A 20,351-nucleotide genomic window follows, 5' to 3' on the forward strand; every position below is an offset into this window, starting at 1 on the left:
ATCCGACTGTGTCGGTATTAAGATTGTTAAAGTCAACGGGTGCAACTACTTTGATTACAGCCTCTCATATTCAGTAAGGCAGTAAGACACTAATTTTAGGGAAAAAAGACGAACGGACTATTAGTACTGGTCAGCTAAACAGATTGCTCTGCGTACACACCCAGCCTATCAAGCATGTAGTCTTCATGCGTCCTTCAGGGAGAGTTCATCTTGGAGTTGGCTTCCCGCTTAGATGCTTTCAGCGGTTATCACATCCGAACGTAGCTACCCGGCGGTGCCCTTGGCAGGACAACCGGTGCACCAGTGGTTCGTCCAACCCGGTCCTCTCGTACTAGGGTCAGCTCTCCTCAACTCTCCTACGCCCACGGAAGATAGGGACCGAACTGTCTCACGACGTTCTGAACCCAGCTCGCGTACCGCTTTAAATGGCGAACAGCCATACCCTTGGGACCTGCTCCAGCCCCAGGATGCGATGAGCCGACATCGAGGTGCCAAACCTCCCCGTCGATGTGAGCTCTTGGGGGAGATCAGCCTGTTATCCCCGGCGTACCTTTTATCCTTTGAGCGATGGCCCTTCCACACAGAACCACCGGATCACTATGACCGTCTTTCGACTCTGCTCGACATGTACGTCTCACAGTCAGGCTGGCTTATGCCATTATACTCTGCGATGGATTTCCAACCCATCTGAGCCAACCTTTGTAAGCCTCCGTTACTTTTTAGGAGGCGACCGCCCCAGTCAAACTACCCACCAGACATTGTCCTGACAGAGGATAACTCTGCGCAGTTAGCTATCAGAATATTCAAGGGTGGTATCTCAAGGGTGCCTCATATACAACTGGCGTCATATAATCAACGGCTCCCACCTATCCTGCACATGAATATCCCAATAGCAGTGTCAAGCTATAGTAAAGGTGCACGGGGTCTTTCCGTCTTTCCGCGGGTAGGAGGAATTTTCACCTCCACTACAATTTCACTGGATCCCTGGTTGAGACAGCTCCCATCTCGTTACGCCATTCATGCAGGTCGGTATTTAACCGACAAGGAATTTCGCTACCTTAGGACCGTTATAGTTACGGCCGCCGTTTACTCGTGCTTCAATTCACCGCTTCGCAAAGCTAACGGATCCTTTTAACATTCGAGCACCGGGCAGGCGTCACACCCTATACATCCACTTACGTGTTGGCAGAGTGCTGTGTTTTTGGTAAACAGTCGGGAGGGACTCTTTGCTGCGACCCGCTTCTGCTCCACCCGCAGGGGTTTCACATACAACGGGCACACCTTATTCCGAAGTTACGGTGCTAGTTTGCAGAGTTCCTTAACCAGGGTTCTTCCACGCGCCTTAGAATACTCATCTCACCCACCTGTGTCGGTTTACGGTACGGGCGACTGTAGATATGCTTAGAAACTTTTCTCGGCACGACGGCATCAACGATTCTGTTTCTGCTCCGAAGAGCGTCGACAGCCTGTCAGATCTCGGTCTAGTGTGAAGCGGATTTGCCTACTTCACAACCTACATCCTTCGAGCCACTATTCCATCAGTGACCTCGTTTAGCCCTATGCGTCCTTCCATCACGCTCTACAGTCGGTATCGGAATATTAACCGATTTGCCATCGTCTACCCCTTTCGGACTCGACTTAGGTCCCGACTAACCCTACGATGACGAGCATCGCGTAGGAAACCTTGGGTTTACGGCGAAGCAGATTCTCACTGCTTTTATCGCTACTCATGCCTGCATGCTCACTTCCATCCGCTCCAGCACTCCTTGCCGGTATACCTTCAACGCTGAATGGAACGCTCTCCTACCACTTAGTAAAACTAAGTCTAGAGCTTCGGTGTACATCTTAGCCCCGTTATATTTTCGGCGCAGAATCGCTAGACCAGTGAGCTGTTACGCTTTCTTTAAAGGATGGCTGCTTCTAAGCCAACCTCCTGGTTGTTTCAGCAACTCCACATCCTTTTCCACTTAGATGTAACTTAGGGACCTTAGCTGCTAGTCTGGGTTGTTCCCCTCTCGACGATTGATTTTATCACCCACCGCCTGACTCCCGAGGTTAGGCATACAGTATTCGGAGTTTGATAGGGTTTGGTACCGCGGTGAGCAGCCCTAGCCCTGTCAGTGCTCTACCCCTGTATGCTAATAACTCGAGGCTATACCTAAATATATTTCGGAGAGAACCAGCTATCACTGAGTTTGATTGGCCTTTCACCCCTATCCACAAGTCATCCGGAGGCTTTTCAACGCCTATCGGTTCGGTCCTCCACCGGCTCTTACACCGGCTTCAACCTGCTCATGGATAGATCACTCAGTTTCGGGTCTGCAGCATCTGACTAATCGCCCTATTAAGACTCGCTTTCGCTACGGCTTCGCGTTCGCTTAACCTTGCCAGATACCACAACTCGCAGGCTCATTATGCAAAAGGCAGTCCGTCACCCCTCATAAAGAATGGGGCTCCGAATGATTGTAAGCTATAGGTTTCAGGTTCTATTTCACTCCGTTCACCACGGTTCTTTTCACCTTTCCCTCACGGTACTGGTTCGCTATCGGTCTGGTAGTAGTATTTAGCCTTGGAGGGTGGTCCCCCCATGTTCAGTCAAGATAACACGTGTCCCGACCTACTCGAATAACATGTAGATAGTTTTCGCTTACAGGGCTATCACCTTCTATGGCTCCTCTTTCCAAAGGATTCTGCTAACACACTACACGCTTTAGGGCTAGTCCCATTTCGCTCGCCGCTACTCTGGGAATCTCGGTTGATTTCTTTTCCTCAAGGTACTGAGATGTTTCACTTCCCTTGGTTCGCCCCCCGAAGGGTGACACGATTCGCACCGTGCCGGGTTGCCCCATTCGGAAATCCCCGGATCAAAGCTTCTTGGCAGCTCCCCGAGGCTTATCGCAGCCTAGTACGTCCTTCATCGCCTCTACCAGCCTAGGCATCCACCTATAGCTCTTAATATCTTTATTCTAATTAGCGCTTACTGCCTTACTCAATATGAATAAGACTGTAATATTTAATTGTAGTTGCAATACTCATGAATTTTACTTCATAAATATTTGTTGACTTTAACAATGATAATTCAATGAACGATTTAGACTCTTAGACACTAAGAAGTCTAATATGAATACTTCATCAAGTACTCGTATTAGGCTTCGTCCGTGGTGGAGAATAGCGGGATCGAACCGCTGACCTCCTGCGTGCAAAGCAGGCGCTCTCCCAGCTGAGCTAATTCCCCACATAGTGATCCTGGTGGGCCTAGGAGGACTTGAACCTCCGACCTCACCCTTATCAGGGGTGCACTCTAACCAGCTGAGCTATAGGCCCCTTCTCGGCATTTCTAATTCAATAGAACACAGATCACTGAAAACTAAGCAAGTAAGCGGACAGACACAATCTGAAATGTGAGATTTTCTCTTCGGGCCCTCAAACGAATGAGGCCCGGTTACTCTAGAAAGGAGGTGATCCAACCGCAGGTTCTCCTACGGTTACCTTGTTACGACTTCACCCCAGTCGCTGATTCCACCGTAAGCGGTAGCCAGTTTGGCATCCCGATTTCGGGTGAAATCAACTCCCATGGTGTGACGGGCGGTGAGTACAAGACCCGGGAACGTATTCACCGTAGCTTAGCTGATCTACGATTACTAGTGATTCCAGCTTCATGCACTCGAGTTGCAGAGTACAATCCGAACTGAGAGACGCTTTATGAGATTGGCTCCACCTCGCGGTATCGCAACTCTCTGTACGTCCCATTGTAGCACGTGTGTAGCCCTGGCCGTAAGGGCCATGATGACTTGACGTCGTCCTCACCTTCCTCCTCCTTGCGAAGGCAGTCTCCTTAGAGTGCCCAGCCGAACTGCTGGCAACTAAGGACGAGGGTTGCGCTCGTTGCGGGACTTAACCCAACATCTCACGACACGAGCTGACGACAGCCGTGCAGCACCTGTTTTCAAGCTCCAGTAAACTGGCACTACCGTATCTCTACAGTATTCTATCAATGTCAAGGCCAGGTAAGGTTCTTCGTGTATCTTCGAATTAAACCACATGCTCCACCACTTGTGCGGGTCCCCGTCTATTCCTTTGAGTTTTAATCTTGCGACCGTACTCCCCAGGCGGAATGCTTAATCTGTTAAGTGCATCACCGAAACTACAAGAGCCCCGACGACTAGCATTCATCGTTTAGGGCGTGGACTACCAGGGTATCTAATCCTGTTTGCTCCCCACGCTTTCACGCCTCAGCGTCAGTTATGTCCCAGCAGATCGCCTTCGCTTTCGGTATTCCTAGTGATATCTACGGATTTTACCCCTACACCACTAATTCCATCTGCCCCTTCCATACTCTAGGTTCCCAGTTTCAAGTGCAGTTCAATGGTTGAGCCATTGGATTTCACACCTGACTTAAAAACCCGCCTACGCGTCCTTTACGCCCAGTGATTCCGAGTAACGCTTGCTCCCTCCGTATTACCGCGGCTGCTGGCACGGAGTTAGCCGGAGCTTATTCATTAGGTACCGTCATTTTCTTCCCTAATAAAAGGAGTTTACACACCGAAATGCGTCATCCTCCACGCGGCGTTGCTGCATCAGGGTTTCCCCCATTGTGCAATATTCCTCACTGCTGCCTCCCGTAGGAGTCTGGTCCGTGTCTCAGTACCAGTGTGGCGGATCATCCTCTCAAACCCGCTATGTGTCATCGCCTTGGTGAGCTCTTACCTCACCAACTAGCTGATACAATATAGGCCGATCCCTCAGCGAAAAACCTTTCCCTGCGAACAGGAGTATCCGGTATTAATCACCGTTTCCAGTGGCTATCCCAGACTGAGGGGCACGTAACCTATACATTACTCACCCGTGCGCCACTCGTCAGCAAAGAAGCAAGCTTCTCCCTGTTACCGTTCGACTTGCATGTGTTAAGCACGCCGCCAGCGTTCACTCTGAGCCAGGATCAAACTCTCCATAATTGAAAAGACGCTCCATAAATGAAGCGATTACTGATCCAGCCCAAGATATAAAATCATTGGCTGTATAGTGTCTATACTTTGTCTCCAAAGTTATAGACGGTTATGTATTGTGTCTTATCTAAGTAAGACTTCCAGACCTTGTCTGTCCATCCCACTTGCTTAGTTTTCAATGATCTCAAACTCTCGCGATCTTCAACCCGAAGTACCGCTAGATCGGCTTCTTTCGATGCCTCTCATCGTTTGTGGACGGGAATTATAGGGGATTCCTAAAGCAATGTCAAGAGGTTTCTGCGCAAATTTTCGAATTTCGCGAAATTTCTAAAATTTGCCCGAAAAAGCGCCCCTATTTACAGGCCTGTAGCGTCTATTTTCGTCACTTTGACAAAACCGGTCTCTTTATAGACTGTGATCTCAGCACTATGCCCATCTTTGGTTCCCAGTGTTATCACACAATTGTTGTTTACTAAAAGGTTCCCTGCACTCCCGTATGGTCTGCCTAAATGATCAAACAGGATCTGATTGTTCGTTCCGCAATTCGTCAGTGTCAGACTGTCAACGCCGAACTTCTTCCACAGTAGCACATCGTCCGTTGTAGCCGTATTCTCATTACAGTTGATGTCCGAATAAAGGCGTTTACGCGTCAGTGGGTCAACCGCAGACTCGTTTTGATCCGCCTGAGTCCCCCCGGTAGCGTAGTCCTGGTTATTATAGACGGCATAACAGTTTTTGGTCGTCCGAAATGTAATGGCCCACATTCCTTTCCACCAGTCGCTGTCCGTCGTACTGAATTTGTCTTCCACCAATGCATGGTGCTGTGCCAGACGAATATGGCGCGCGATCTGATAAGCGGCTTCTCCCGCATTGTCACGTTCAAAACGCGGAATAAATACGGCAGCAAGAATACCGATGACAACGATAACGAATACAAGTTCCAGCATTGTGAATGCAGATTTTTTCATAGAAAACCCTATCGCAAATTTGTATGATAGGTCATTATAACATAAGAAAACAGAAGCGGGGATGGTGAAGATTCTGGGAAGAAATCCGGGGGAGCGCGCGTTGCGCTTCCCCGGGGCATTACATTTTGTCGAACGGTGCTTTTTAGAGCTCTTCCGCTTTTTCGACGTTGTAAAGAATGTCGTCCATCGGGTGGCGGTACATCGGCATACCGAGACGTTTTTCGTCCAGGATGTGACCGATAAAGCCGATAGAGCGGCCGACAACGAAGAAGGCGTTAAGGGCACCCGCATCGATGAAGCCGTCGATCTCTTCTTCGGAGTAACCGAGGGCACGCCACATGTCGACCATGAGGATACCGATCGTACCGTCGACGTTCAGGATCAGGTTGTCTTTCTTGGACGTTGTCAGCTTCTCGACTTCGAGGGCGAAGTCAAGCAGCGGAGTCGCCGGGAAGTTCTCAGCCGCGAATTTCTTCAGACCGGAAACGCGCAGGTCCGGGTTGCGGACAGATTTGATACGGTGACCGATACCGGAGATAGGCTTCCCTTCTTTTTTCATATAAGAGATGAATTCCGACGGACTCATACCGTTGTCGTTCGCATACTTGAAGTAACGCGCCGCGTCATCGATCGCACCGCCGAAACGCGGTCCGATTGTCAGAAGGCCTGTAACCAGTGACGAGATAACGTCTTTACCGGCACGTGCAGTGACTTTACAGTTATGCGCACCGGAAACCGCCGGGCCGTGGTCCGCAACGGTTTTCATAACCGTTTCGATGTAATCCGTCGCCCATTTCGGGTAGCGTTTCTTGAACCACAGCAGGGAGATGACGTCGCCGATACCGAAACCGGTATCCGGTGTTGCGACAGAGCTGATCGGGTGGCCGGCATAAGTCGCTTCTTCGCCGCGGTCGTCGGAAATCGTACAGATAAACTGTTTTGCGCGGCGGACTTTCGGCACTTCGCGCAGTGCAGGCTCTTCGATTTCACCGATAACGCCTTCAGCTTTAAGCTTCGTGTACACCTCGTTGATCTTCGCCGGAAGGTCGTTGAAGGATTCCGGTACGTAGATGCCGGCTTCCGCCATCGCTTTGTTTTTCGCCGCAGCTGTTTCAGCGTCAGCATTTGCAGAAGCACCAGCGTGACCGAACTGGACACCGGAGCTGAAGTGCTTCGCGATCGTACCGATACACCATGCGATGATCGGCTTCTTGATCTTGCCGGATTTAACCGCTTCGATTACTTTATACTCTTCCGTACCGCCGACTTCGCCGAGGAGGATCATATATTTGACCTGCGGGTTGTTCTCCATACGCAGGAGGTTGTCGATGAAGACGGAACCGACGAAACGGTCACCACCGATCGCTACACCCTCTGCAATACCGTCGGCATTGATGGAGATGATGTTGGAGAGTTCATTGAACAGACCGCCGGAACGTGTCACCAGACCGCAGGAACCTGCACGGTGCAGTTTGGAGTTGATAATGTTCTCGATCGTACCACCGACGTTGGCGATCTTAAATGCGCCCGGTGCGATACCGCCGACCGTTGCCGGCCCGATAACTGTGACACCTGCGTCACGCGCCGCCTGGTTCATACCGCGGGCAAGACGCTCAGGAATACCTTCAGCGGTGACCATGATCGTTTTGAACTGACCGTTCAGACCGATCGCTTCCATCGTAACGTCGTACGCCGTACGGAAAGAGGCGAAGTTCAGAAGAACGTCTGCGTTCGGATGCGCTTCTGCCGCTTCTGTAGTGGAGCGGTAAAGCGGTACCATGATCTCGTCCGGTCCGTAGAAGAACTTTTCGAACTTGTTTCCGGATGTCGGAGCGACGATCGCTGCGACGGAAGGTGTAGCGCGGTTGATAACATAGTCATAGTCCAGCATACGCTGGATCGCGCTTTTGTTGTTATTCCAGAAAATTGCCTGTGTGTCTTTTGTAAACAGTGCACCCATTCTTCTCTCCTTACTTCTCAAGTGCCATACGCACGATATCAGTGACGTGTGTTTCCGGCCCATAAACTTCGATGGACAGGCCGAGGCGGTCCGCCGCTTCTTTAATATCTTTAAGACCTTTTTCGTAGTTCGGTCCGCCGCGACGTACATAAATACGCGTATTGTGCGCTTTCATCTTCTCAGCATACTCTTCGAAAGACTGGATGATACCCGTAAAGGTCTTCGCAACGTCCGTAAAGTTCGCAATCGCACCGCCGATGATAAGGATCTTGTCACGACCCTGGGCATCTTTGTGACGTGTCATCAGGTCAAGCAGCGTATCGGCGTAGAACTTCGTTTCGCCCGTTGTCGGTCCACCGGAGTATTCGCCGTAGTTCGCCAGGTCTTTGACGTCGCCGGAAAGGTCTGCGATCGTATCGGCATACACAACAGAAGCACCGCCCCCGGCGACCATCGTCCAGATGCGGCCCATCGGGTTGAGGATCGTCAGTTTCAGGGATGCACCGGATTTCGCATCCGCTTCCGCGATCGCTTTCTCTTCCGGAGACTGGTCTTCCATACCGAATGCCGTCGGGAACTCGATCTCGCCCCAGGCATCCGCCATCATGAAGCCCGCTGTGTCATCGAGGCGTGCGACGAGGTCGAGGATCGCCATATCGTTGTCTTTAAGCATAACGATCGGGTTGATTTCAAGGTAGGCGAAGTTCAGGTCGCGGTAGAACTTGAAGAAAGCGATGGCAAAAGAGGTGAAAGACTCTTTGTTCTCTGCCGGGATGTCAGCAGGCACGTTGGCGCGGACCGCGTGTTCCATGTCCGCATCGCTCATCGTGATCGGGATATGAACTTCGTTGACTTTCTCGTCCCATCCCTCTTCGACTTCCATACCGCCTTCTGCAGACATGTACAGGACGTCGTCTTCGCCGACGGTCGTTGCAGAGATGTAGTACTCCTGCTCCTGGGTATGCGGAGTGAACGGCTCTACGACGAAGTGTGTCAGTCTGCCGTGCTGGCCGGAAAGCAGTGTGACGTCATGGGAGATCTTCTCGTCGATCCATGCCGCTGCGTCATCCAGCGTTACATCACCGGGTTTGTTCGTCTTAAAGAGAACGAGATCGTTTTTACCGCGCTTACCGAACAGCATATCCGGTTTCGCTACGAGCGGCTCCTGCTTCAACCACTCAAAACCGTGCTCCTCGGCTTTCGCTTTCAGTTCCGCACCGCTGGTAACAAGAACCGATTTGAATCCATAGTGAAAACCGCTGAAATATTTTTCCCAGTGGCGGGCAAAGATGGCTTTACCGTCGTATTCACGAATCGCTCTTTGAGCCATTTCAACTCCTTGAAAATCTTTTGGCTGGATTATATCACGTATGATCTCCCAGCCCGGCTTGAGACTTTCTCAGCGGATCGTGGAATTAATTTTTGGGTATATTTGTAACACCAAAAACAGCTACTGGAACATTATAGTAACGAATTGTTACATTTTGGGGGTCTGCTAGGCGCTCGGAGCGGACGACCGTCCCTTCGCACTCCTCCACACCGTAGAACCGTACCCGCAGCTGCATGGAGCGGTTATGCGGAAAGGTTGCGCAGGTGATATCCCGCGCCTTCAGGGCATCCGCCAGCTCCTTGGCGACATGAGCGCGGTAGGCAAAATAGCGGGAGGGCTCGTCCAGGAAAAGGTAGGCCGCTTTATTAAAAAAGACAGCCCCCGCATTGATCACAAGCAACGCGGTTGCAAGGGTAAACAGCAGGCGGTAACGTTTGCGGAAAGGCCGCAGCCGCACCCGGTAGGAGTGGTAGAAGGTCTGCATACCCAGCGGCAGGGCCGCCATCAGGAAAGGCGCGAACTGTTCGATCTCGATCCGTTGCCTGAAAGAGAGCAGCAGCGAAAGGACCAGCGCCGTCGCTGCAATAGAACAGAGCAGGTCAGCCTGCCCCGTCACGTAACGCCGGTAAAGCACGTAAACAAGGTAGACAAAAACGACAGGAGAAAAGACCGCGGCATAGAGCCCCATCATATCAAGGAACTGGTTCTGCGGCAGTCCTCCTGTATTGAAGCCCAATACCCAGACCGTGACCACGGTGAGGAGCAGATAAGCACCGACGTAGCGGTAGCGCTGCTCCCTGTAAGCCTGTACAGCCAATCCCATAAACAGCAGTGCAAACGCGACATCCATCAATGCCAGCAGCGGCAGCAGCAGGTCTGCCCGCCTGCCGAACCGCTGCTCCAGGAAGAGGTAGAGGAAAAGTCCGAGTGTCACCAGTGCGGCCTCGTCCACCAGGAGTGAAGAGCTGATCACCCCCGGCAGCAGCAGAAAAACCGCCACGAGCCAGACACGTTCCCGGGCATGTCTGCCGTAGGGTTTCGCCACGTTGTAGAGCAGCAGCGCACTGATAAGGTTCATCACGATCATCGGCAGGCGCAGCGCCACGTCGTTCTGCCCGAACAGCGCAATCGAGGCTTGAATGATCCGCGTCATGACGGAAGGCTCATAATCATACAGGAGCCTGGCTCCGTGGAAGGTCAGTGAGAGGGAGGAGGCTTCAAACAGGAGAATGGCGGCATCGATCCCGAGCAGGAGAAAGAGCGCCAGACGAGGGGTCATAGTTTGAGGAAGTTGTCCAGAATCTCGTGCCCGAACTCGCTCATGATCGATTCGGGGTGGAACTGTACGCCGTAGATCGGCTTGTCTTTGATCTGCAGGGCCATGATCTCACGATCGTCCTGGCTATAGGCCATCGGTTCAATCGACTCTGGCAGTCCCGCTTTTTCAACGATCAGCGAGTGGTAACGGGTAGCCGTGAAGTACTCCGGCAGATGCTTGAAGATCGCACATCCGGGTTCGCACTCCATCACCGACGTCTTGCCGTGCATCATCTTCCCCGCCCGCACGACTTTGCCGCCGAAGACCTGGGCAATGCTCTGATGCCCCAGGCAGATACCGAGGATCGGCACCTCATCCTTGAAACGGTCGATGACGGCGAGGCTTACCCCCGCTTCGTCCGGCGTCGCCGGCCCCGGGGAGATGATGATCTTCTCCGGCTGCAGCGCCGCGATCTCTTCCACCGTCATCTCGTCGTTTCGGATGACCTTCAGGTCTGCGCCGAGCTCGAGGCAGTATTGCACGATGTTGTACGTAAAACTGTCATAGTTGTCGATCATTAATACCATGGGCTGATTATACCTTACCAGACTTTCAGTTCGTTATAGAGGCTGTCGCGCTCGACAGGGGTGAACCCGCTCTCTTTAATCAGGTGCACAAACTCCTCGAGATCGACGCCGTTGGCGCTTTTGGCGCCAGCGGCGGAGTTGATGGACTCTTTCTCGATCGTACCGTCAAGATCGTTCGCGCCGAACTCCTGCGCTACCAGGGCCAGGTTCACCGTCGAGGTCACCCAGTAGGCTTTGAGATTGGGAACGTTGTCGAGCACGATACGGCTGATCGCCATCGTCTTGAGGATCTCGTTAGCCGTGATGAACTCCTTGACATTGAGGAAGTTGTTCTCGGACTGGTACACGAGCGGGATAAAGCAGTTGAATCCGCCGGTTTCGTCCTGCAGATCGCGGATGCGCATCATGTGGTCGATGCGGTGTTTGCGCTCCTCGACGTGGCCGAAAAGCATCGTTACATTGCTCTTTTTGCCCCGCTGGTGCCATTTGCGGTGGATCTCGAGCCACTGTTCGGAGGTGACTTTCCCCTTGCAGATATAGTCGCGGACCCCTTCGTCAAAGATCTCCGCCCCGCCGCCGGGCATCGAGTCAACCCCGTTTTCGACCATCAGGTCGAGGATCTCGTCGTAACTTTTGCCGTACTCCTCGGCGAGGAAATGCACCTCCGCCGCCGTCAGTGCCTTGACGTGCAGCTGCGGGTATTTCTCCTTGATCTTGCGGAAGACATCAAGATACCACTGCAGTCCCGTTTCGGGGTTGTGGGCCGAGACGATGTGCACCTCTTTGATATCACGCGAAACGATCTCATCGACAATCCCGAGAATCTCTTCGTGGCTCATCGTATAGGGGTTGGGGTTTTTGCGACTGGCACTATAGGCGCAGAATTTGCAGACATCCTTACAGACATTAGTCGGATTGATATGACGGTTGATATTGAAGTAGGTCTTGTCGCCGTGCAGCTCGCGCCGCAGTGCATCCGCGCTTTCGCCGAGGCTGAAAAGATCTTCGTCGTACAGTGCCAGCGCCTCTTCGAAACCGATGCGGCGGTTTGCAATTTTCGTCATGCTTTCTCTCTGCTTTTCTTTTCGCGCATTATAGCCAGATGAGCACCTCCAAAGGCTAAAAGCACTATAATAATAAGAATTCATCAGAGGAAAAGCCCCCTTGCAGACACTTGTAGAAGATATCGAGACCCTTATCGAGACGAACGCCAGCGATTTCGAGATTTCGAAACGGTTCAAACAGGCGATCAGCGTGTACCTCGATTCCCTGCCCGACCTCTTCGCACAAACCCAGGGGAAAGATTTCCTTGTCCGCCATACCAAAGCCCTCGACCAGTTCATCACCCAAATGTACAAAACGGTGCTTCGGCGGATGTTCGGCAACTATCTGCCGATGCGCAACGCCATCCCCATCTCCCTGATGGCCCTGGGCAGCTACGGGCGCGAACAGCTCTCCGTCTACAGTGACATCGACCTGATGATCGTCTACGTCCCCCTGGACGGCTACAATACCGAGGCGATCATCGAGAAGTTCCTCTACCTGGCCTGGGATGCCGGACTGAAACTCGGCCACCGGGTCCACAAGGTCTCCGAACTTTTCGATGCCGCCGACGAGGACATTACCATCCGGACGGCGATGATGGAGGCCCGTTTTATCGTCGGTTCCAACTTCACCTGGCACTCCACCCAGCGGGAGCTCGGACGTATCCGCCGCTATGAACCGCGCCGCTTCATCGAGGCCAAGCTCGCCGAAGCAGAAACGCGCCAGGCGAAATACCCCGTCTCCATGCAGCCCAACATCAAAGAGGGCGTCGGCGGAATGCGGGATTCCCAGCTGCTCTACTGGGTCGCCAAAACCCGCTATGACGTCACCAACCTCAAGGAGCTCGACGGCACGATTTTCACCGAGGAGTCCTACCGCGCCTACCGGATTGCGCTGGAGCTGATCTTCCGGGTGCGCAGCGCCCTGCACCTCGCCTCCGGCAAACAGAACGACCAGCTCAACTTGGAGTATCTGCCCAAGGTGCGGAAGATGCTGGGCTTTTCCGACGATATGAAACTCGCGACCCAGGTGATCGAAGCGATGTGGCGGATCCACAACTTCAGCAGCATCTTCGTGACCAAAATGATCCGGCCGATGTTTTACGACGCCTCACGTCTGCCTGCACTGCGGGGCCAATGGGTGCATCGCGGTGTCTTTGTCTCTGAAGACAAAGTACTCGCCTCCTTCCACCTCAAGGCACAGCCGATCGAATCCCTGCTGAACATCCTGATCAACCTCGATGACCGTCCCTACTGTTTTGACGACAGCTTTGTCAGCCAGTTTACCTATACCACCGTGCCGCACCCCCGGAGCAAAACCGTCAAACAGCTGCTCCGCAAGCTCTTCGAACGTGAACACACCTACGGTTTTCTCCGCCTCTTTTATGACGCCGGCGTCCTCGCGGAGCTGATCCCCGCGCTGAAAAAGGCACTCTTCCTGCCGCAGTTCGACGGCTACCACCACTACCCCGTCGGCCTGCACTCCATCCAGTGCGTCAAGGCCTTTGAATCCATCGATGATCCCGATGTCAAGGCCCTCTATGACACGATCAGCCTTGAAGACAGGACCATGCTCAAGATCATCGTCCTCCTGCACGACGCGGGCAAGGGACGGAAACTCGACCACAGCGAGGTCGGTGTCAAACTGATCCGCCCGGTCATGCAGAAGATGGGCTTCAGTGCTGACATCACCGATGACGCCGCTCTGCTCGTGCGCCATCACATCCTGATGAGCATCATTGCCCAGCGGCACAATATCCACAGCGAAAAGACACTCTACAAATTCATGTCGATCATCAAAACGCCGCGGCTGCTGACCCTGCTCTACATTCTCACTTATGCCGATATGAGCGGCGTCGGCCCCGGGACGTACAATGCGTTCAATGCGAAACTGCTCAACGAGCTCTACCACTCTTCCCTGGAGGTCGCCCAGGAGAAAGAGCGGATCACCGACGCCGCACGCCGCCTCAAAGTCGAGCAACGCATCCAGCGCCTCGACACCTTCAAGGCCCTCCCCCGCCTGTTGCAGAAAAAGATACTCTCCGTTGAATCGAATATCTTCTTCTCCCTTCACAGCCCGGAGGAGATCCTGCAGATCGCGCAGCGCGCCCGCGAAGTCAAGACCTACCAGTATGCCCTGGATTTCAGCACGGGGCTGAGCATCGAGATCCTCCGGAAGATCCCCCTGAACCTCACCTACCTGCTGGGACGGCTCGGCTACCTCGATGTCGTCTCGATGGAGGTCTTTACCCTCTTTGACGATGTCAAGTATTTCAAAATCGACTTCCTTCAGACGCCGACACCGGATATGTACGAAAGCATCCGGGAGGTCGTCGAGGAGTCCTTCGATATGCAAAAGAGCGTCTCTCTCGAAGCGCCCGACATCAAACCCGACCAGATCACCATCGACTGCGAACACTCCAAGAGCCTCGCCGAACTCGCCGTCCATACGGCAAACCAGCGCGGGCTACTGGCCTTTATCATCCAGTGCCTCGATGCCCTGGATATGCAGATTGTCACGGCCAAAATCCATACGACGAAGCGTCGTGCCCGCGACCATTTCTTAATCGAGAAGACACCGCAGATGTGCAATAATGCGGACCGATTAATCCCCCTGCTCTGTAAAGGAAAAGCATAATGTGCGGCATCGTCGGCTACCTCGGAAAACACGATACGAAAGCGATCCTGCTCGACGGCCTCAAAGAGCTCGAATACCGCGGCTACGACTCCGCGGGGATCGCCGTCCTGCAGGCGGAGGAGTTCTCCTACTTCAAAGCGGTCGGTAAGCTCGCCAACCTCGAAGCAAAAACGGCAGACTTCACAACCAGCGGTTTTGCCGCGGGCATAGGACATACCCGCTGGGCGACCCACGGAAAGCCGACAGAGATCAATGCCCATCCCCACCTGGGCGACGCCTCTTACGTTGTGCACAACGGCATCATCGAGAACTATCAGGAACTCAAGAACGCCCTGATCTCAGAAGGTGCCCATTTTCTGAGCCAGACCGACACGGAAGTGATCGTCCACCTTTTCGAATCCCTGTTGAACGGCGGGCTGAAGCCTTTCGATGCCTTCCGCGAAACCGTGAGCCGCCTCAAAGGAGCATACGCGATCCTGCTCGTCACCAAGCAGATGCCTGAAACGATCTTTTTTGCAAAGCACGGCTCCCCGATGATCGTCGGCGTGAACGAGAGCGATGAGAAGTTCTTCGGCTCCTCCGATGCGGCACTGATCGGCAAATGCCACCGTGTCATCTACCTCGAAGACGGCCAGCTTGGATTCGTGTCGCGCACGGGGATCCATCTCGAAGATGCGCATGCCGCTGCGGTCGTACCGCACTTTGCCTCGCTGCCGGAGTCGAAGCTCTCCGCGCAGAAAGAGGGATTCCGGTTCTTCATGGAAAAGGAGATCTACGAACAGAGCGAAGTGCTCTCCGATACTCTGATCGGCCGGCTCGCGGAGGACGCGATCCTCTTCGACGAACTCAACCCATCCCTGCTTGAGGGGATCAACGAGATCAAACTCTGCGCCTGCGGGACGAGTTACCATGCCGCCCTCGCTTCAAGCTACCTCTTCGAACGCCTCGGAAAGATCCGTACCTCCGTCGAGATCGCCAGCGAACTGCGCTACAAAGAGCCCCTGCTCTGCACCGACACGCTCTTCGTCGTTATCAGCCAAAGCGGTGAGACCGCCGATACCCTGGAGACGCTCAAGATGGCCAAGGCTGCAGGGCTGAAGACCCTTGTCGTCTGCAACGTCGACAACTCCTCCATGGTCCGCGAGGCGGACGCCGCCATTCTCACCCGCGCCGGGATCGAAAAGGGGGTCGCCTCCACCAAAGCCTTCGCGACGCAGATGGCGGTACTCTGGATGTTCTCCCTCTATGTCGCCCAGACCAAAGACACGATCGATGCCGAAACCCTGCGGAAGCAGATCGGTCTGCTGCGCGAAGTGCCGGCCGTCGTCCGGGTCCACGACGACCTGCACGAACGTATCCGCCGTCTCTCCAAGCGTTATCTGCACGGTCACGGCTTCTTCTTTATCGGGCGGGACATCTTCTTCCCCCTCGCCCTCGAGGGTGCGCTCAAGCTCAAGGAGATCAGCTATCTCCATGCCGAAGGGTACCCCAGCGGTGAAATGAAACACGGCCCCATCGCCCTGGCCGACCCGGAACTCTTTACGATTGCCCTGATGCCGAAGAACCTGCTCTATGACAAAACGAAGAGCAACGTCGAAGAGCTGAGTGCCCGCGATGCCACCATCTGCGCCATCAGCGATGTCCCCTTTGAAAAGGCGGACGATTTCATCCCCATCGCCGCGCATGACCACTATATGCTCGAATTCTTTGAAACGATGGTCGTCCTGCAGCTGCTCTCCATGGAGATCGCCATCCGCCTCGGCAACGACGTCGATATGCCGAGAAACCTCGCGAAAAGCGTGACCGTAGAATAAGTGCTATCCCCCAAGGGGACTTCCTCCGGGGCGAGTGCTAAGTGAAGCATGTCACTGTCCGCTTCATCTGTCAAGCCAGCAACGGTATTTAGCGTGTCAACCGGATCACCGGGGCGTGGAATGTCCCGAAAGCGACAGCCTTTCGCACTTTCTTCTTTCGGGTTCGGTTTCTTCTTTGTGCGCACAAAGAAGAAAGGGAACAATTAAAACAAAAGTATTCGTTGAGAACACCCTAAGGTGCAAGAAGGAAGGATCGCCTTCCCAAGCTATTGCCCGGGAAAGAGATCAAAATGCCCGTTTGAACTCCGGATAGGCTTCAAGACCGCATTCGGTCACGTCAAGCCCTTCAACCTGCTCATCGTCTCCCGCACGGAACGGCAGGAATCTATTGATGATATAGATCGCCGCGTACGACACGGTGAAAACGAACACCGCAACGACTGCGACCCCTTTGAGCTGTCCAAGCAGGGTGATCCCCGCTTCGGGCTCGGCGGCAAAGATGCCGACGGCCAGGGTTCCCCAGATGCCGTTTACCAGGTGGACCGACAGGGCACCGACCGGGTCATCCAGTTTCAGCCTGTCAAACAGCGGGACGGCAATGACAACCAGCGCGCCGCCGACGGCACCGATGATGATCGGTGTGTGGATATCGTAAAGATCAGGGCCAGCCGTAATGGCAACAAGCCCGCCCAGCGCACCGTTTAGGATCATCGTGATATCGAACTTGCGGTAGCGCAGATACATAAAGATCCCCGCGATCAGCGCCCCCGCCAGGCCGGCGGTATTGGTGTTCATGATCGTCAAAGCCACGGTATCCGCATTCTCTTTGCTCGCGATGGAACCGACGGAACCGCCGTTGAAACCGAACCAGCCGATCCACAGCAACAGTGCACCCAACACGACCAGGGGGATGTTCGACGCCGGGATGACATGGATCTTTCCGTCTTTATAACGCCCTTTACGGGGTCCCATGATCATGATAGCCGCCAGCAGCGCCCAGCCGCCCGTCGAGTGGATGACGGTCGAACCGGCGAGGTCGTACATCGTCAGATCCAGCACGGTCCCGGCCAGCAGATCCGCGCCCCAGGAGACGTTGACAACGAGCGGATAGATAAACCCTCCCATCAGAACGGTAAAAAGGGCTATCGGCAGAATCCGCACCCGCTCGCTCACCCCGCCGCTCATGATATTGACGGTCTTTCCGACGAAGGCCATCTGGAACAAAAAGGCGGCATAGATGCTCATTCCGCTGTTCTCCCAGCCGCCGAAGGCCAGTTGGTAGCCCACGAGCAGGAACATCACCGATGCAACAGCATAGATCATCGTATTGACGGTGAGAACGGAAGTGACGTTTTTCGTACGGACAAGCCCCGCTTCGAGCATGGCAAAGCCGGGCACCATAAAGATGATCAGCGTCATCGCAAAGAGGGCGAAGAGTGTGTCGACAATATAACCGAAATTTTCCATCGCGATGCCTAGATCGCTTCGGAACCGGTTTCACCCGTACGGATACGAATCACCTTTTCAATGCCGCTGACAAAGATCTTGCCGTCACCGATCTTGCCGGTACGCGCCGCTTCTGTAATCGTGTCAAGTACCTGCTCAAGCTGCTCGTCGCCTACGACCAGCTCCACTTTGATCTTCGGCAGGAAATCGACAACGTACTCCGCACCGCGGTAGAGCTCACTGTGCCCTTTCTGGCGCCCGTACCCTTTGACTTCGCTCACCGTCATACCGGTAATACCGATATGCGCCAGTGCATCCTTTACCTCTTCGAGACGAAACGGTTTGATAATCGCTTCAATTTTTTTCATGTATTCTCCTCATAAGACTAAATGAAATCTTATCAAGAAAACCATGATCTTTTTTTAGACAAATGATTATTAATTAATCATCAAACTCTTGACAATGGTACCGGATGTACAAAATCAAGGCAGAAAGCTCTGCCCTGATGGAAAAGGTTATACCGCTTCGGAGCCGGATTCGCCGGTACGGATACGGATAATTTTTTCGATATCGCTGATGAAGATCTTACCGTCACCGATCTTGCCGGTGCGGGCCGCTTCGACGATCGTATCGACGACCTGGTCGACCGATGCCGCTTCGACGACCATCTCCATTTTTACTTTCGGCAGGAAGTCAACGACGTACTCCGCACCGCGGTAGAGCTCGCTGTGCCCTTTCTGGCGCCCGTACCCTTTGACTTCGCTGACCGTCATACCGGTAATACCGATCTCAGCCAGTGCATCCTTCACATCCTCAAGCTTGAACGGCTTGATGATCGCTTCTACTTTTTTCATTCTGACAATCCTTTTTGTGCTTTGTATTGTAACACTGTTCGGAAGCCGAGGCTCCCGAGCCGTTCAATTAGAGGTTGAACCCGCGCTCGCCGTGGATGGATTCGTCCAGACCCATTGTCTCTGTCTCTTCGTCAACGCGTGCACCGCCGGTGATCGCAGAGGAGATCAGGTAGACAATGACCGTACCGACCAGGGTCCACAGACCGACGATCAGGACAGATTCGAACTGCACAAAGAGCTGACCCATACGGTCGCCGCTTGCTTTGAGCGGACCGTCCCAGAGGAGGTCCTGATCGTTCAGAGCGAAGATACCCGTTGCGATCGCACCCCACAGACCCGCGAGGAAGTGGATACCGAACGCGTCGAGGCTGTCGTCGTAGCCCAGTTTCTTTTTCAGGATCGCCACACCGAAGAAGCCGATGAGTGCACCGACGATACCGACGATGAAGGCACCGCCGACACCGACGAAGCCGGCTGCCGGCGTGATCGCGACGAGACCGGCAACGATACCGGAAGCGACACCGAGCAGGGTCGGTTTCTTGAACATGAACCATTCAATCAGCATCCAGGTGACACCGGCAGCTGCCGTAGCAATGGTCGTTGTCAGAACCGCCAGGCCTGCAACAGCGTTCGCACCGAATGCGGAACCGCCGTTGAAGCCGTACCAGCCGAACCAGAGGATCGCCGCACCGGCAGCGGTGAGGATAATGCTCGCCGGTTTCATGGCTGTCTTAGGATAGCCTGCGCGCTTGCCGAGCATGATTGCCAGGACCAGACCGGCCAGACCGCCGTTCATGTGGACAACCGTACCGCCGGCGAAGTCAAGGGCACCCTCATCGAAGAGGTAGGCACCGTCGCCGCCCCATACCATGTGCGTGATCGGTGCGTAAACCACCAGGCCCCACAGGACAACGAAGAGCATCCATGTTGAGAACTTCATACGCTCGATCGCGGAACCGGATGCGATCGCAACGGTGATCGCTGCAAACGTACCCTGGAACGCGATGAAGACGAAGGTCGGGTAGCTGCCGGAAAGGTCAGACCAGTTGATACCGGAAAGGAAGACGTTCCCGAAGCCGCCGAACACGTTCTGCAGTGCCGCGCTCTCGTTCGCGCCGAAGGCGATGGAGTAGCCTGCAATGACCCAGACCACAAACGCTACCACGAACGCACCCATTACCATTGCATAGGTATTAAGTACATTCTTTGTACGCGTCATCCCGGCGTAAAAGAGTGCCAGACCTGCCGGCGTCATCAGCAGTACGAACGCTGTTGACACCATCATCCAGGCCGTATCACCTGTATCGAGCGTATCCTCTGCCAGCGCCAGCGTCGGCAGAAGCATCATCATGGACAAAAGCCACTTCTTCATTGGTTAATCCTTTTTTCGCAGCCTTGACTGCGGAAGTTTCATGAAAATGGTATACAATTTTGTCGGTAATCTGCTCTATAAGATTGTTTAATTTTTAGGCACCCTTCTCTTTCCGTCGTCCATCCCCAGCGCCCC

12 protein-coding genes, 2 tRNA genes and 2 rRNA genes are annotated in these 20,351 nt (G+C 53.8%); 2 read left to right on the forward strand and 14 right to left on the reverse strand.

Going from position 1 to position 20,351, the window contains the following annotated elements:
* Nucleotides 1-99 precede the first annotated feature (99 nt).
* The 10 genes from WCY31_RS10890 to mqnE form a co-directional block, all read right to left on the reverse strand.
* Nucleotides 100-2,966: ribosomal RNA gene (locus WCY31_RS10890) — 23S ribosomal RNA — on the reverse strand.
* 193 nt (nt 2,967-3,159) lie between these two features.
* Nucleotides 3,160-3,235: transfer RNA gene (locus tag WCY31_RS10895), tRNA-Ala, on the reverse strand.
* Between the two features lie 12 nt (nt 3,236-3,247).
* Nucleotides 3,248-3,324, reverse strand: a tRNA-Ile gene (locus WCY31_RS10900).
* Nucleotides 3,325-3,451: 127 nt separating this feature from the next.
* Nucleotides 3,452-4,955 (reverse strand): 16S ribosomal RNA (locus WCY31_RS10905).
* The 16S and 23S rRNA genes sit together here with 2 tRNA genes alongside, the layout of an rRNA operon.
* Before the next feature lie 347 nt (nt 4,956-5,302).
* Nucleotides 5,303-5,914, reverse strand: coding sequence for a type II secretion system protein (locus WCY31_RS10910; protein ID WP_345972397.1), 612 nt, complete (start codon nt 5,912-5,914; stop codon nt 5,303-5,305).
* Between the two features lie 142 nt (nt 5,915-6,056).
* Complete coding sequence (locus tag WCY31_RS10915; RefSeq protein ID WP_345969834.1) at nt 6,057-7,874, reverse strand: citrate/2-methylcitrate synthase; 1,818 nt, start codon at nt 7,872-7,874, stop codon at nt 6,057-6,059.
* 10 nt (nt 7,875-7,884) lie between these two features.
* Nucleotides 7,885-9,204: an ATP citrate lyase citrate-binding domain-containing protein gene (locus WCY31_RS10920; RefSeq protein WP_345969835.1), complete on the reverse strand. Its 1,320-nt coding sequence runs from the start codon at nt 9,202-9,204 to the stop codon at nt 7,885-7,887.
* Between the two features lie 85 nt (nt 9,205-9,289).
* A complete protein-coding gene (locus WCY31_RS10925; protein ID WP_345972398.1) occupies nt 9,290-10,483 on the reverse strand; it encodes a hypothetical protein in 1,194 nt (397 codons plus the stop codon).
* Complete coding sequence (locus WCY31_RS10930; protein ID WP_345969837.1) at nt 10,480-11,049, reverse strand: aminodeoxychorismate/anthranilate synthase component II; 570 nt, start codon at nt 11,047-11,049, stop codon at nt 10,480-10,482. The genes WCY31_RS10925 and WCY31_RS10930 overlap by 4 nt, the downstream gene beginning before the upstream one ends.
* A gap of 14 nt (nt 11,050-11,063) precedes the next feature.
* Nucleotides 11,064-12,113 (reverse strand): aminofutalosine synthase MqnE, encoded by a 1,050-nt coding sequence (gene mqnE / locus WCY31_RS10935; protein WP_231019143.1) that lies wholly within the window; start codon nt 12,111-12,113, stop codon nt 11,064-11,066.
* A gap of 100 nt (nt 12,114-12,213) precedes the next feature.
* Between mqnE and WCY31_RS10940 the strand changes: the two genes are divergently transcribed.
* Nucleotides 12,214-14,730 carry an HD domain-containing protein gene (locus WCY31_RS10940; protein WP_345972399.1) on the forward strand — a complete coding sequence of 839 codons (2,517 nt, stop codon included), beginning with the start codon at nt 12,214-12,216 and terminating at the stop codon, nt 14,728-14,730.
* Nucleotides 14,730-16,544 (forward strand): glutamine--fructose-6-phosphate transaminase (isomerizing), encoded by a 1,815-nt coding sequence (glmS, locus tag WCY31_RS10945; RefSeq protein ID WP_345972400.1) that lies wholly within the window; start codon nt 14,730-14,732, stop codon nt 16,542-16,544. Before WCY31_RS10940 ends, glmS begins: the two co-directional genes overlap by 1 nt.
* 285 nt (nt 16,545-16,829) lie before the next feature.
* On the opposite strand, the gene WCY31_RS10950 is transcribed toward glmS, so the two are convergent.
* The 4 genes from WCY31_RS10950 to WCY31_RS10965 form a co-directional block, all read right to left on the reverse strand.
* Nucleotides 16,830-18,011: an ammonium transporter gene (locus tag WCY31_RS10950; protein ID WP_345969841.1), complete on the reverse strand. Its 1,182-nt coding sequence runs from the start codon at nt 18,009-18,011 to the stop codon at nt 16,830-16,832.
* An 8-nt stretch (nt 18,012-18,019) separates the two neighbouring features.
* The gene (locus WCY31_RS10955) at nt 18,020-18,358 is read right to left on the reverse strand and encodes a P-II family nitrogen regulator (RefSeq protein WP_345969842.1); all 339 of its coding nucleotides are present in this window, start codon (nt 18,356-18,358) and stop codon (nt 18,020-18,022) included.
* A gap of 147 nt (nt 18,359-18,505) precedes the next feature.
* Nucleotides 18,506-18,844, reverse strand: coding sequence for a P-II family nitrogen regulator (locus tag WCY31_RS10960; RefSeq protein ID WP_231018425.1), 339 nt, complete (start codon nt 18,842-18,844; stop codon nt 18,506-18,508).
* A 67-nt stretch (nt 18,845-18,911) separates the two neighbouring features.
* The gene (locus WCY31_RS10965; RefSeq protein ID WP_345972005.1) at nt 18,912-20,216 is read right to left on the reverse strand and encodes an ammonium transporter; all 1,305 of its coding nucleotides are present in this window, start codon (nt 20,214-20,216) and stop codon (nt 18,912-18,914) included.
* Nucleotides 20,217-20,351 lie beyond the last annotated feature (135 nt).

Source organism: Sulfurimonas sp. HSL3-1, from assembly GCF_039645995.1.
GTDB lineage: Bacteria > Campylobacterota > Campylobacteria > Campylobacterales > Sulfurimonadaceae > Thiomicrolovo > Thiomicrolovo diazotrophicus.